Raw genomic sequence first — 13,262 nt, forward strand, 5'->3', positions numbered from 1 at the left:
TAAGGGTACGTTGAGCAATTCTGCCGACTCCCCCACCGAGCCGGTCAGGCGTCCCGTCCGACGCCCCGCCCTGCGGCCGGTCAGGCTTCTGACCGCTGCCGTTTTCGCTCTCGCGGGTCTGATCTTCGTCACCAGCTTCAACACGGCCAAGGGCACCAACATTCGTACGGACGACTCCCTGTTGAAGCTGTCCGACCTCATCCAGCAGCGCAGCCACAACAACGCGACGCTGGAGGAGTCCACCGCGGCCGTCCGCGGGGACGTCGACGCGCTCGCGCAGCGCGACGACGGCAGCACCAAGGCCGAGGACGCCAAGCTCAAGGCGCTGGAGCAGTCGGCCGGTACCAAGAAGCTCTCCGGCGAGGCCCTCACCGTCACGCTCGACGACGCCCCGCCGAACGCCACCGCCAACCCGGGCTACCCCGAGCCGCAACCCAATGACCTGGTCATTCACCAGCAGGACCTGCAGGCCGTCGTCAACGCGCTCTGGCAGGGCGGCGCCGAGGGGATCAGGGTCATGGACCAGCGGCTGATCTCCACCAGCGCCGTGCGCTGCGTCGGGAACACCCTGATCCTCCAGGGCCGCGTCTACTCGCCGCCGTACAAGGTCACGGCCGTCGGCGACCCGGGCCGTCTCCAGCGCGCGCTCACGGCCTCCACGGCGATCCAGAATTATCAGCTCTACGTCAAGGCGTACGGCCTCGGGTGGAAAGTTGACGAACACGAGGCGATGACTCTGCCCGGCTACTCGGGCACAGTGGATCTCCACTACGCGAGTCCCGTCGGGTGACCGGCGGGTAGTGCTTGGGGGAGCCGGTGTCGGTGCGACTGGTCATCAGGACCTTCAGTGAACTGTCCATCACCGTCGGCACCGTGATCGTCCTTTTTGTGGTGTACGTGGTGTTCTGGACCGGCGTGCGGGCCACCGACGCGAGCGACGGGCAGATCGACCAGCTCCAGGACCAGTGGGCGCGGGGCGCCGTCCAGGACCGCTCGACGCCCGTGCAGGGCTCGCCGCCCGCCCCCGCCGCGTACCGGCCGGGCAGGCCCTTCGCCGTGATGTACGTGCCGCGGCTCGGCAGGAGCTGGGACTGGCCGGTCCTGGAGGGCACCGAGGTGAAGACCCTGAAGAAGGGGCTCGGCCACTACGCGGGGACCGCGCGGCTCGGGCAGCGGGGGAACTTCTCCGTCGCAGGTCACCGCCGCACGTACGGCGACCCCTTCAAGGACTTCCCGAAACTCCGGCCGGGCGACGCCGTGGTGCTGACCGACGGGGCGACCTGGTTCACGTACCGCATCGACAACAAGCCCTACCTGACGGTGCCGGACGACACCGGTGTGATCGACCCGGTGCCGCGCCCGCTGGCGCGGAACGCGATCGATTTCGACGGTCCTGGGCGCTATCTGACGCTGACGACGTGCGACCCGGAATGGGGCAGCAGCCACCGGCTCATCGCGTGGGCGCACCTGGACGCCACCCAGCCCGTCGAGAAGGGCAGGCCGCCCGCTTTGCGCCGCTGACCCACGAGCCACGGCCGCCGCCCTTTACTCTGGGTCCCGGACCGAACGGAAGGGACAGCATGTACGGCTGGATTTGGCGGCATCTGCCGGGCAACGTATGGGTGCGGGCGCTCGTCGCCCTCGTACTGGTCCTCGCGGTCGTCTTTGCGCTGTTCCAGTACGTCTTCCCGTGGGCGGAGCCGCTGCTCCCGTTCAACGATGTGACGGTCGACGGAGGGTCGGGCCCGTGAGCGCGCGCATCCTCGTCGTCGACAACTACGACAGCTTCGTCTTCAACCTGGTCCAGTACCTCTACCAGCTGGGCGCCGAGTGCGAGGTGCTGCGCAACGACGAGGTCGAGCTGAGCCACGCCCAGGACGGCTTCGACGGCGTGCTGCTCTCGCCGGGCCCCGGGGCGCCCGAGCAGGCCGGTGTGTGCGTCGACATGGTGCGTCACTGCGCGGCGACGGGCGTGCCGGTCTTCGGTGTCTGTCTGGGCATGCAGTCGATGGCGGTGGCGTACGGCGGTGTGGTGGGCCGGGCGCCCGAGCTGCTGCACGGCAAGACGTCCGCGGTGACGCACGAGGGCGTGGGCGTGTTCGCCGGGCTGCCCTCCCCGTTCACCGCGACGCGCTACCACTCGCTGGCGGCGGAGCCCGGGTCGCTGCCCGCCGAGTTCGACGTCACCGCGCGGACGGTCGACGGCATCATCATGGGCCTGCGCCACCGGGACCTGCCGGTGGAGGGCGTGCAGTTCCACCCCGAGTCGGTGCTGACCCAGCACGGGCATCTGATGCTGGCCAACTGGCTTGCGCAGTGCGGTGATCCGGGCGCGGTGGAGCGATCGGCCGGGCTGGCGCCGGGATGGGGCCTCCCCCGCCCGAACGAAGCCGAGAGCTCGGGGACGGGCAAGGCCGTGGCGTGACGGAGCTCCGCCCCGAACACGACGCGGCCCAGGAGGGCCCGTACGAGCAAGTCGCGTACGGGGCCGGGGCGGCGGCCGAGTTCGAGGCGGCGGTGGACCGGCTCGCGGATCCGCTGAACGACCCGCTGCCGGGCGGGGAGGGCTCGCCCTGGTTCCATTCCTCGACCGCGCCGATGGCGCCGCAGCAGGGCCCTCAGGCCCCCTCCTGGCCCCTCCAGCCCGAACCGCGGCAGCCACCGCAACACCAGCAGCCTCAGCAGCAGCCGTATCAAGAGCCTCAGGAGTGGTACGACCCCGAGGGCTACCGGCGCGACTGGTACGGCCCGCAGCAGCCGGCACCGACGCCCGAGCCGATGCCCGGGCCGGCTCCCCAGCGGGCCCCGGGGCCGCTGCCCGAGCAGATACCCGTCTCCGCACCGCTGCCCCCTCTCGCCCAGGAGCGCCACGACGGCCATCAGGTCCGCGACGACGTGACGGTCGGGCTGCCGGTCGTCGACACCGGGCGGACGGCCGAACAGGACCCGCCGCCGCCCACCGGTGGCCGCGCGGAGCGGCGCAGGGCGGCCAAGGGGCGGGGACGCAGGCCCGCCGGGGCCGAGCCGGGCGCACGCGCGCGTCCGGCGGGCGACGGCGCGGCGCCGCTCTCCCGCCTGGAGGCCAGGCGCGCGGTCCGGGCGAGCAAGGACGGTCCGGCCGTCGTCGCCAGCCGCTTCTTCGGCGAGCTCTTCATCACCGTCGGCGTCCTGATGCTGCTGTTCGTCACCTACCAGCTGTGGTGGACGAACGTCCTGGCCCAGCAGCAGGCCAACGGCACGGCCAGCAGCCTGGAGAACGACTGGGCGAACGGCCGCAAGCCCGGCGCCTTCGAGCCCGGCAAGGGCTTCGCCATCATGCACATCCCCAAGCTGGACGTGAAGGTCCCGGTCGCCGAGGGCATCAGCAAGCCCGACGTCCTCGACCGCGGCATGGTCGGCCACTACGCGGAGGGCAGGCTCAAGACGGCGATGCCGTCCGACAAGCAAGGCAATTTCGCGGTCGCGGGCCACCGCAACACCCACGGCGAGCCGTTCCGGCACATCAACAGGCTGAAGCCCGGCGACGCGATCGTCGTCGAGACGCAGGACACCTACTACACGTACGAGATGGCCAGCATCCTGCCGCAGACCACCCCGCGGAACGTGTCGGTCCTGCGTCCTGTGCCGACGGGTTCGGGGTTCACCGGGCCCGGCAGGTACCTGACTCTGACGACCTGCACCCCGGAATTCACGAGTACGTTCCGAATGATCGTGTGGGGCAAGATGGTCGACGAACGACCGCGCGGCAAGGGCCGGCCCGACGCACTCGTCGGCTGAGACCGCGCCGGTCGAAGGGGAAGCATCCAGGACGGGGTCGAGCGCGGTGGCAGCCAAGACGGAGCAGGACGAGCAGACCGGCGCACCCGCGCCCGCGTCGGCGCCCGTGGCGGGGCGGAGGGCGCGCGGACGTGTCGCGGGCGCCGTCAGCCTCTTCGGGGAGCTGATGATCACCACGGGCGTCGTGCTCGGCCTGTTCGTCGTGTACTCGCTGTGGTGGACGAACGTGCTCGCCGACCGCGAGGCGAACCAGCAGGGCAACGAGGTGCGCGACCGCTGGGCCGGTGGCCCCGGCGCCCTCGACACCAAGGACGGCATCGGCTTCCTGCACGTACCCGCGATGAGGAGCGGCGAGATCCTGGTCAGGAAGGGCACCGGGTCCGAGGGCCTCAACCGGGGTGTCGCCGGGTACTACACGGACCCGGTCAAGTCCGCGCTGCCGTCCGACAAGCAGGGCAACTTCTCGCTGGCGGCGCACCGCGACGGACACGGAGCGAAGTTCCACAACATCGACAAGCTCAAGGACGGCGACGCGGTCGTCTTCGAGACGAAGGACACCTGGTACGTCTACAAGGTCTACGAGAAGCTGCCGCAGACCTCGAAGTACAACGTGGACGTGCTCGACCCGGTCCCCGAGGAGTCGGGGAAGAAGAAGCCGGGGCGCTACATCACCCTGACGACGTGCACGCCGGTCTACACCTCGCAGTACCGGTACATCGTGTGGGGCGAGCTGGAGCGTACGGAGAAGGTCGACGCCGACCGCACTCCGCCTCCGGAATTGGGCTGATCCGCCCCGGCGGATCGCGGGCCGGCCGGGCAGCACGAAGGGCCGTGGACTTCGGATGAAGTCCACGGCCCTTCGTGTGTGGCGCGCCGTGCGTGTCGCGCGGGCGGCTACGGGCTAGTCGTCGTCCCCGTTGCGGCCGAAGCCGCCGCCGATGAAGCCGCCGCCGTTCTGGCCGCCGTCCTGCCCGTTCTGGCCGCCGTTGCCGCCGCCTCCCGCGGTGGTGAGGGTGATGGCCGTGCCCTTGGGCACCTGGGTGCCGATCGCGGGCTGCGCGAGGGCGACGAGCGCCTTGTCCTCCTGCGGGCCGGTGATCGCGCCGACGGTCAGCCCCGCGTCCTCGATCGCCTTGCGGGCGTCCTTGAGCTGCTGGCCGACCACGGCGGGCACCGCGACCTGCTCCGGGGCCGGGGGAGCCTTCGCGACGGTCAGGGTGATCGTGCCGCCCTTGTCCGTCTGGCTGTTGCCCACCGGGTCCTGCTTGATGACCGAGTCGGCCGTGGACTCCGACTCCTCGTCCACCCGGGCCACCACGAAGCCGAGGTCCGTGAGCTGCTTCTTGGCCGCGTCGAAGGCCTGGCCGGTGACGTCGGGGACGTCGGCCTTGGAGGTCTTCGCGATGGAGAGGGTAACCGTGGAGCCGTTCTCGGCCTTGGAGCCGCCCTTCGGGTCCTGGTTGACGACCGTGCCGGCCTCTTCCTCGGACTCGACCGCCTTCGTCTCCACCTTGAAGCCCTTGTTGTCCAGGATGTCCGTCGCGCTGTCCTTGGACTTCTCCTCGACGTCCGGGACCTCGATCTTCGGAGCGCCGGTGGACACGACGACCGAGACGGCCGTGTTGGCCGCGACCTCCTGGTCGGCGTCCGGGCTCTGGCTGCAGATCCTGCCCTTGGGCTGGTCCTCGCACTCCTCGCTCTTGGAGACCTCGACCGTGAGGTCGGCGTTGGCCGCGAGCTCCTTGGCGTCGTTGAGCCTCTCGCCGATCAGCGTCGGCACCGTCGAGTCCTGGGTGCTGCCCGAGTTCTCACCGAAGAACGCCTTGCCGATCAGGATCGCGCCGACGAGCACCAGGATGCCCGCCACGATCAGCAGGATCGTCGAGGTGTTGCTCTTCTTCGGCTGCTGCCGACGGCGGTCCGGGCGGTCGTCGTAGCCGTAGCCGCCGTCGTCCGGGTTGATCGGCGGCAGCATCGACGTGGCGCCCGCACCGGAGTCGCTGGAATGCATCGCCGTGGTCGGCTGGTCGTTCGGGTAGCCGCCGTAGCCGACCGCGCCGACCGAGGCCGTGGCCGCGACCGGCTGGCCGTCGAGACACGCCTCGATGTCGGCGCGCATCTCGTCGGCCGACTGATAGCGGTAGTCGGGGTCCTTGACGAGCGCCTTCAGCACGATCGCGTCCATTTCGGGCGTGATCTCGGAGTCGAAGTTGCTCGGGGTCTGCGGCTCCTCCCGTACGTGCTGGTAGGCGACCGCGACCGGTGAGTCCCCGATGAAGGGCGGCCGGACCGTCAGCAGCTCGTAGAGCAGGCAGCCGGTGGAATACAGGTCGGACCGCGCGTCGACCTGCTCGCCCTTGGCCTGCTCGGGCGAGAGGTACTGGGCGGTGCCGATGACGGCGGACGTCTGCGTCATCGTCATGCCGGAGTCGCCCATGGCGCGGGCGATGCCGAAGTCCATGACCTTGACCTGGCCGGTGCGCGTCAGCATGACGTTGGCCGGCTTGATGTCCCGGTGCACGATCTGGGCGCGGTGCGAGTACTCGAGCGCCTGGAGGATGCCCACGGTCATTTCCAGGGTGCGCTCGGGCAGCAGTTTGCGCCCGGAGTGCAGGAGCTCGCGCAGGGTCGATCCGTCGACGTACTCCATCACGATGTACGGGATGGAGACGTTGTCGACGTAATCCTCGCCGGTGTCGTAGACCGCGACGATCGCCGGGTGGTTGAGCGAGGCGGCCGACTGGGCCTCACGGCGGAACCGGGCCTGGAAGGACGGGTCGCGGGCGAGATCCACCCGCAGCGTCTTCACTGCAACGGTGCGGCCGAGCCGGGTGTCGTGTGCGAGGTGAACCTCGGCCATGCCACCACGGCCGAGCACCGAGCCCAGCTCGTACCGGCCGCCGAGGCGACGCGGCTCTTCCATAGGTAATCCAGCCCTCTCCGTCTGTCCCGACCACACCGGTGTGCGGTCCGGCGGTGTGCTGCTCGCGGATACGGTACCGGGGACTCCGCACCTGATCGGCCCGCAACGGTCAGCTGATACCCGACCGGTACCCCCACATGGGCATACGGGCCGTCAGCGTGACCGGCGTCACTTCTTGTCGTCGAGAACCGCCTGCATCACGCTCTTCGCGATGGGGGCGGCGAGACCGCCACCGGAGATGTCCTCGCGGTTGGCCTCGCTGTCCTCGACGACGACAGCGACGGCCACGGGCGAGCCCCCGTTGCCCGTCTTCGCGTACGAGATGAACCAGGCGTACGGCTTCTCGCTGTTGTCGACCCCGTGCTGGGCGGTACCGGTCTTGCCGCCCACGGTGGCTCCGTCGATCTGGGCCCTGGAGCCGGTGCCGTCCTTGACGACCGTCTCCATCATTTCCTGGAGCTTCTGCGCGTTGTCCCCGGAGAGCGGCTGGCTCATCTCCGTGGGGTTGGTCTTCTCCAGGACGTCCAGGTTGGGATCGGTGAGCCGGTCGATCATGTACGGCTTCATCAGCTTGCCGTCGTTGGCGATGGCGGAGGTCACCATGGCCATCTGGAGCGGGGTGGTCGCCGTGTTGAACTGGCCGATGGAGGAGAGCGCGGTCTGCGCGCCGTCCATCTTCTGGGAGAAGACGCTGGCGCTGGAGCGCACCGGGACGAACTGCTCCTTGTTGAAGCCGAACTTCTCGACGGTCTCCAGCATCTTCTCGTTGCCCAGGTCGGCGCCGACCTTGCCGAAGACGGTGTTGCAGGACACCCGCAGCGCGTTGCGCAGGGAGGCGTCCTTGCAGGGGATGTTGCCCTCGTTGGGGAGGTTCTTGGTGGACAGCGGCAGCCGCCAGGGCAGCGGCGAGTCGGTCTTCGCGTCGATGTCGTCGACGAGGCCGTGCTCCAGGGCCGCCGCGGCGGTGACCACCTTGAAGGTGGAGCCCGGCGGGTAGGTCTCACGCAGCGCCCGGTTGGCGGTGGGCTTGTCCGGGTCCTTCTCGTACTTCTGCCAGTTCGCCGTGTCCTGGTCGGTGCTTCCCGCCACCAGGGACGGGTCGTACGAGGGTGTGCTGGCCAGCGCGAGGATCGCGCCGGTGCGCGGGTCGATGGCCGCGACGGCGCCCTTGCGGTTGCCCAGGCCCTTGAAAGCGGCCTTCTGCGCGGCGCCCTTGAGGGTCGTGACGACGTTGCCGCCCTGCTTGGTGTCCCCGGTGAACATCGACAGCGTGCGGTCGATGAAGAGGCGGTCGTCGGTGCCGGTGAGGATGCTGTCCTCGATCGACTCGATCTGGTTGGAGCCCATCGCCTGCGAGGTGAAGCCGGTGACGGGCGCCCACATCGGGCCGTCCTTGTACGTCCGCTGGAACTTGAAGTCCCCGCGGGGGGACTCCTTGGACCCGGTGATCGCCTTGCCGTCGACGATGATGTCGCCGCGCTTGTGGGCGTAGCGGTCGATCAGCACCCGACGGTTGTCCGAGGACTTGGAGAGCTCGTCGGCCTTGACGTACTGGACCCAGTTGACCCGGACGAGCAGGGCGAGGACGAGCAGGCCGCAGAAGATCGCGACCCGGCGCAGAGGCTTGTTCACGGGCGGACCACCTGGGTCATCTCGGCGTCGGAGGACGGGGCGGGGGCGGGGGCGGGCCTGCGCGCGGTGTCGCTGATGCGCAGCAGGATGGCGACGAGCGCCCAGTTGGCGATGACGGAGGAGCCGCCCTGGGCGAGGAACGGCATGGTCATGCCGGTCAGCGGGATGAGGCCGGTGACGCCGCCGGCGACGACGAAGATCTGCAGTGCGAAGGCGCCGGAGAGCCCGATGGCGAGGAGCTTGCCGAAGGGGTCACGGGCGGCGAGTGCGGTGCGTACGCCGCGCTCGATGAGCAGCCCGTACAGCAGGATGATCGCCATCAGCCCGGCCAGGCCCAGCTCTTCGCCGACGGTGGCGAGGATGTAGTCGCTCTTGGGGGCGATGCCGCCGATGAGGCGGGAGTAGCCCTGGCCTAGTCCGGAGCCGAAGAGGCCGCCGGAGCCGAAGGAGTACATGGCCTGGGCGGTCTCGGTGACCAGGCCGCATTCGCCGGCCCCGTTGCAGACCGTCTTCAGCGGGTTGAGCCAGTTGTCGACACGGGTCTGTACGTGGCTCGCGAAGGAGGCGACGCCGACGGCGCCGGCGGCGCTCAGGGTGAGGCCGAAGACGACCCAGCTGGTGCGCTCGGTGGCGACGTACAGCATGATCACGAAGAGGCCGAAGAAGAGCAGCGACGTGCCCAGGTCGGTCTCGAAGATCAGGATCATCAGGCTGATGGCCCAGATGGCGAGGATCGGCCCGAGGTCGCGTCCGCGGGGCAGGTACATGCCCATGAAGCGGCGGCTGGCCAGGGCGAGCGCGTCGCGTTTGACCATCAGATAGCCGGCGAAGAAGATCGCGATGATGATCTTCGCGAACTCGCCGGGCTGCAGCGAGCCGACGCCGGGGATGGTGATCCAGATCTTCGCGCCGTTCACGCCGGGGAAGAACATCGGCAGGATCAGCAGCACCAGGGCCAGGACCATCGAGATGTACGTGTACCGCTGGAGGACGCGGTGGTCCTTCAGAAACAGCAGGACGCCCAGGAACAGGGCGACACCGACCGTCGACCAGATCATCTGCTTGGGTGCCATCGCGCCGCCGAGCGCCGCGGTGGTGATCCCCGGCTCCTGGTCGAGACGCCAGATCAGCACCAGGCCGAGGCCGTTGAGCAGAGTGGCCAGGGGCAGCATCAACGGGTCGGCGTACGGGGCGAATTTACGCACCGTCAGGTGCGCTGCGCCCGCGAGCAGGCCGAGGCCGAGCCCGTAGCCGAGCATGCCCGTCGGTAGTGTGCCGTCCTTGGCGAGGCCGACATTGGCGTACGCGAAGACCGGGATGATGACGGCGAACACGAGCATGGCGAGCTCGGTGTTGCGTCGGCTCGGCGCTTCGATCGCGCCGATGGTGGTCGTGTTGGTGACAACGCTCATGGTGGTAAGGCCCCCTACGGCTTTACGGCTTACCGCACTGCGAGACCAGCTTCAGGTCGTCCTCGGAGAGGCTGGGGCTCGGAGTGGGCTTTGCTGTCGCCGTCGGAATCTTCTTGGACTTGTTGGCCTGTGTGGTGGGGGCGGAGCCGGTCGCGCCACCCGCTTCGCCCTCGCCGACGGGCGGCTTGCTCTCGCGCTCGGCCTGGCGGCGTTCCTCGTCCTTCTTGCACGCGGACGCCTGGGCACCCAGCTCCGTCACCTTTTCGCGGGCGTCGGGGAGGCTGCCCTCGGTGATGGTCGCCTCGACCTGCTTGCGCTGGTAGGGCGGGAGGTACTTGAGTTCGATCTCGGGGTGGTCCTTCTCGACCTTCGAGAGCGAGACCCAGGCCAGGTCCTGGCTGATGCCCCGGTAGAGCGCGACGTGCTGCTCGTTGGCGCCGACGTAGTACTGGGTCTGGGTCCAGCGGTAGCCGCCGTACAGACCGCCACCGACGACGGCGAGCGCGAGCACGATGTAGAACGATCTCTTGAACCACTTGCGGCCGGTGCGCGGCTTGACGAAGTCCTCGTCGCTGTACGCGCCGAAGCTCCCGTCGGGAGACGCGCCGTAACCGTCGCCCTCGCCGCTGCCGGGCGGGCCGAAGCCGCCCGGTGCGGGCTGGTGCCCCGCGGGCCGGCCGAGGCCCGCCGCGCGGCCCGCGGGGGTCTGCATGGCAGCCGCGTCGTCGGCGGCGTTCAGCGCGAGCTGGTTCTCCGCGACCGCGCCGACGATGACCGGGGTGTCGTTGAGCTGACCGGCCAAAGTGTCGTTGCCGTCGACGTCGAGGACGTCCGCGACGATGCAGGTGATGTTGTCCGGGCCGCCGCCGCGCAGGGCGAACTGGATGAGCGCCTGGATGGTCTCCTGCGGGCCCTGGTAGTCGGAGAGCGTCTCCTCCATCGTCTGGTGCGAGACCACCCCCGACAGCCCGTCGGAGCAGATCAGATAGCGGTCGCCGGCCCTGACCTCACGGATGGAGAGGTCCGGTTCGACATGGTCACCGCTGCCCAGCGCGCGCATCAGCAAGGAGCGCTGCGGGTGGGTGGTGGCCTCTTCCTCGGTGATGCGGCCCTCGTCGACGAGACGCTGCACCCAGGTGTGGTCCTGGGTGATCTGTGTCAGTACGCCGTCCCGCAGCAGGTAGGCGCGCGAGTCGCCGACGTGTACGAGGCCGAGGCGCTGTCCCGTCCACAGCAGGGCGGTGAGCGTGGTGCCCATGCCCTCCAGCTGGGGGTCCTCCTCGACCATGACGCGCAACTGGTCGTTGGCGCGCTGCACGGCGGTGCCGAGCGAGGTCAGGATGTCCGACCCGGGTACGTCGTCGTCGAGCTGCACCAGGGTGGAAATCACCTCGGAGCTCGCGACCTCGCCGGCGGCCTGGCCGCCCATCCCGTCGGCAATCGCGAGAAGGCGCGGACCGGCGTAGCCGGAATCCTCGTTGCCCTCCCGGATCATGCCCTTGTGCGATCCGGCGGCGAAGCGCAGCGACAGACTCATGCGCACCTCGCCCGTCGGCTCCGGGTACATCCGCACGGTGCCCACCCTCCGGTCCGAAGCCTGCGGGGGTCCGTTGCCGGCACCGCCGCGGCTCGCTCGCTCCGCTCGCGCTCAATCATGACGTAGCACTACTTCCGCAGCTCGATGACGGTCTTGCCGATGCGGATCGGCGCGCCCAGCGGAATCGGTGTCGGGGTGGTGAGTCGGGTCCGGTCCAAGTAGGTGCCGTTGGTGGACCCGAGATCCTCGACGATCCACTGGCCGTCACGGTCCGGGTAGATCCTGGCATGCCGACTCGACGCGTAGTCGTCGTCCAGCACGATCGTCGAATCGTGTGCCCGCCCCAGCGTGATGGTCTGCCCCTGGAGCGCCACCGTTGTTCCGGTGAGGGTGCCTTCGGAGACCACCAGTTTGGTGGGTGCGCCACGGCGTTGGCGCTGCTGCGGCGGTGTGGCCGCAGCCTGCTGGCGTCCGGTCTGCTGCGGCCGTTGGTCGGCGTTCGCGGAGCGGCGTGAGCCGCGCTGCGTAACGCGCGTACCGAACAGATCGCTGCGAATGACCTGGACGGCCACAATCACAAACAGCCACAGAACAGCCAGGAAACCTAGCCGCATGACCGTCAGGGTCAGCTCTGACATTGCCCCCGCTTCACCCTTCGGCTTGCCGATAAACGATGGTCGTACTGCCCACGACGATCCGCGAGCCGTCGCGGAGCGTAGCGCGGGTGGTGTGCTGTCCGTCTACCACGATGCCGTTGGTGGAACCGAGATCCTGGATCGTCGAGGGCGTTCCGGTCCGGATCTCACAGTGCCGACGCGATACGCCGGGGTCGTCGATCCGCACGTCGGCGTCGGTGCTGCGGCCCATCACCAGGGTCGGCCGGGAGATCTGGTGGCGTGTGCCATTGATCTCGATCCAGCGGCGCGTCTGGGCGCCCGGCATCGGGCCGGGTCCTGGTGCGCCGGGGCTCTGTCCGGCCGGGCGTGCGGCCGCTGGGCCGGGCCTGGCGGGGTGGGACGGCGGTGGGGCCGCGGGCATCGGGGGCGCTCCCGGCGACGCCGAAGGCGGGTAGCCGTAGCCGCCGCCCCTGGGCGCGGCGGGTGCCGCGCCTGCCGGGCTCTGCTGGTCGGGGGCCTGCGACGTGCTCGCTGCGAGGGTGCGGCTGCGTACGCGGTAGAGACCCGTGTCGAGGTCCTCTGCCTTCTCCAGATGGACCTTGATGGGGCCCATGAAGGTGTAGCGCTGCTGCTTCGCGTAGTCGCGGACCAGGCCGGACAGCTCGTCGCCGAGCTGCCCCGAGTACGGGCTGAGGCGCTCGTAGTCCGGGGTGGACAGCTCGACAATGAAGTCGTTGGGGACGACGGTCCGCTCGCGGTTCCAGATCGTGGCGTTGTTGTCGCACTCGCGCTGGAGGGCGCCGGCGATCTCCACGGGCTGGACCTCGGACTTGAACACCTTGGCGAAGGTGCCGTTGACCAGGCCTTCGAGCCGCTGCTCAAAACGCTTCAGGACTCCCATGGGGCACCTCCTCCGTCGTTGTCGTCCTGGTACTGCTTACTGATCGTATCCACGCGTGGGGAAATCGGCTGGTTCCCCTTGTCTGCCCAGTGGATGAGTGTCACCTCTCACAGGGATCGTAGAGGTGGCCTCCTGACAGTGTCCCGCACCCGGCACCGTGAAGGAGGTGCGGACGGGTAGCGGCGTTCCCTGCTCGGGTCCCCCAAAACAACGGGCGTGAATCACCCCGCGCCAGCGTGGTAATCTTCTGCATGTCGTCAGGGGCTCGCACAAACCAGTGAGAGATTCGAACGGCGTCACTTTGCGCGAGTGGCGGAACGGCAGACGCGCTGGCTTCAGGTGCCAGTGTCCTTCGGGACGTGGGGGTTCAAATCCCCCCTCGCGCACAACAGTTTGATTCGGATTCGGGCCTCATCGTTCACCACGATGGGGTCCGTTTCTATATGCCGTGACGATGTTCGGT

Annotated in this window: 12 protein-coding genes and 1 tRNA gene; 7 read left to right on the top strand and 6 right to left on the bottom strand. The window is 69.2% G+C overall.

Annotated elements, in window-relative coordinates; genetic code table 11:
- Positions 1-10 precede the first annotated feature (10 nt).
- From ACLLJJ_RS18450 to ACLLJJ_RS18475, 6 genes are read left to right on the top strand one after another with little or no spacing between them, the layout of a single operon-like run.
- Positions 11-790 (top strand): DUF881 domain-containing protein, encoded by a 780-nt coding sequence (locus tag ACLLJJ_RS18450; protein WP_434592648.1) that lies wholly within the window; start codon positions 11-13, stop codon positions 788-790.
- A gap of 26 nt (positions 791-816) precedes the next feature.
- Entirely contained in the window at positions 817-1,521 is a 705-nt protein-coding gene (locus tag ACLLJJ_RS18455) for a class E sortase (protein ID WP_434592650.1), read from the top strand.
- A 59-nt stretch (positions 1,522-1,580) separates the two neighbouring features.
- Positions 1,581-1,751 carry a hypothetical protein gene (locus tag ACLLJJ_RS18460; protein ID WP_434592652.1) on the top strand — a complete coding sequence of 57 codons (171 nt, stop codon included), beginning with the start codon at positions 1,581-1,583 and terminating at the stop codon, positions 1,749-1,751.
- Positions 1,748-2,425, top strand: coding sequence for an aminodeoxychorismate/anthranilate synthase component II (locus ACLLJJ_RS18465; RefSeq protein ID WP_434592654.1), 678 nt, complete (start codon positions 1,748-1,750; stop codon positions 2,423-2,425). Before ACLLJJ_RS18460 ends, ACLLJJ_RS18465 begins: the two co-directional genes overlap by 4 nt.
- On the top strand, positions 2,422-3,777 hold the full coding sequence (locus tag ACLLJJ_RS18470; protein ID WP_434592656.1) for a class E sortase: 1,356 nt from the start codon (positions 2,422-2,424) through the stop codon (positions 3,775-3,777). Before ACLLJJ_RS18465 ends, ACLLJJ_RS18470 begins: the two co-directional genes overlap by 4 nt.
- A 46-nt stretch (positions 3,778-3,823) precedes the next feature.
- On the top strand, positions 3,824-4,564 hold the full coding sequence (locus ACLLJJ_RS18475) for a class E sortase (RefSeq protein WP_434592658.1): 741 nt from the start codon (positions 3,824-3,826) through the stop codon (positions 4,562-4,564).
- Positions 4,565-4,678: 114 nt separating this feature from the next.
- Here ACLLJJ_RS18475 and pknB read toward each other — a convergent pair whose 3' ends face one another.
- From pknB to ACLLJJ_RS18505, 6 genes are all read right to left on the bottom strand, one after another.
- Complete coding sequence (gene pknB, locus ACLLJJ_RS18480; RefSeq protein WP_434592661.1) at positions 4,679-6,700, bottom strand: Stk1 family PASTA domain-containing Ser/Thr kinase; 2,022 nt, start codon at positions 6,698-6,700, stop codon at positions 4,679-4,681.
- A gap of 168 nt (positions 6,701-6,868) precedes the next feature.
- Positions 6,869-8,332: a peptidoglycan D,D-transpeptidase FtsI family protein gene (locus tag ACLLJJ_RS18485; RefSeq protein WP_434592663.1), complete on the bottom strand. Its 1,464-nt coding sequence runs from the start codon at positions 8,330-8,332 to the stop codon at positions 6,869-6,871.
- On the bottom strand, positions 8,329-9,744 hold the full coding sequence (locus tag ACLLJJ_RS18490; RefSeq protein ID WP_434592665.1) for an FtsW/RodA/SpoVE family cell cycle protein: 1,416 nt from the start codon (positions 9,742-9,744) through the stop codon (positions 8,329-8,331). Before ACLLJJ_RS18490 ends, ACLLJJ_RS18485 begins: the two co-directional genes overlap by 4 nt.
- Before the next feature lie 22 nt (positions 9,745-9,766).
- A complete protein-coding gene (locus ACLLJJ_RS18495) occupies positions 9,767-11,281 on the bottom strand; it encodes a PP2C family protein-serine/threonine phosphatase (protein WP_434600453.1) in 1,515 nt (504 codons plus the stop codon).
- Positions 11,282-11,409: 128 nt separating this feature from the next.
- Complete coding sequence (locus ACLLJJ_RS18500; protein WP_434592667.1) at positions 11,410-11,919, bottom strand: FHA domain-containing protein FhaB/FipA; 510 nt, start codon at positions 11,917-11,919, stop codon at positions 11,410-11,412.
- 10 nt (positions 11,920-11,929) lie between these two features.
- Entirely contained in the window at positions 11,930-12,799 is an 870-nt protein-coding gene (locus tag ACLLJJ_RS18505) for an FhaA domain-containing protein (RefSeq protein ID WP_434592669.1), read from the bottom strand.
- 303 nt (positions 12,800-13,102) lie between these two features.
- Between ACLLJJ_RS18505 and ACLLJJ_RS18510 the strand changes: the two genes are divergently transcribed.
- A tRNA-Leu gene (locus ACLLJJ_RS18510) sits at positions 13,103-13,185 on the top strand.
- Positions 13,186-13,262: the final 77 nt, after the last annotated feature.

Source organism: Streptomyces sp. A5-4 (assembly GCF_051131715.1).
Taxonomy (GTDB): Bacteria; Actinomycetota; Actinomycetes; order Streptomycetales; family Streptomycetaceae; genus Streptomyces.

Bases quoted from the DNA above. Each gene is read 5' to 3' on its own strand.
- ACLLJJ_RS18500 (WP_434592667.1), bottom strand. From the start codon at position 11,919: ATGTCAGAGCTGACCCTGACGGTCATGCGGCTAGGTTTCCTGGCTGTT.
- ACLLJJ_RS18495 (WP_434600453.1), bottom strand. From the start codon at position 11,281: ATGAGTCTGTCGCTGCGCTTCGCCGCCGGATCGCACAAGGGCATGATC.
- pknB (WP_434592661.1), bottom strand. From the start codon at position 6,700: ATGGAAGAGCCGCGTCGCCTCGGCGGCCGGTACGAGCTGGGCTCGGTG.
- ACLLJJ_RS18505 (WP_434592669.1), bottom strand. From the start codon at position 12,799: ATGGGAGTCCTGAAGCGTTTTGAGCAGCGGCTCGAAGGCCTGGTCAAC.
- ACLLJJ_RS18460 (WP_434592652.1), top strand. From the start codon at position 1,581: ATGTACGGCTGGATTTGGCGGCATCTGCCGGGCAACGTATGGGTGCGG.
- ACLLJJ_RS18490 (WP_434592665.1), bottom strand. From the start codon at position 9,744: ATGAGCGTTGTCACCAACACGACCACCATCGGCGCGATCGAAGCGCCG.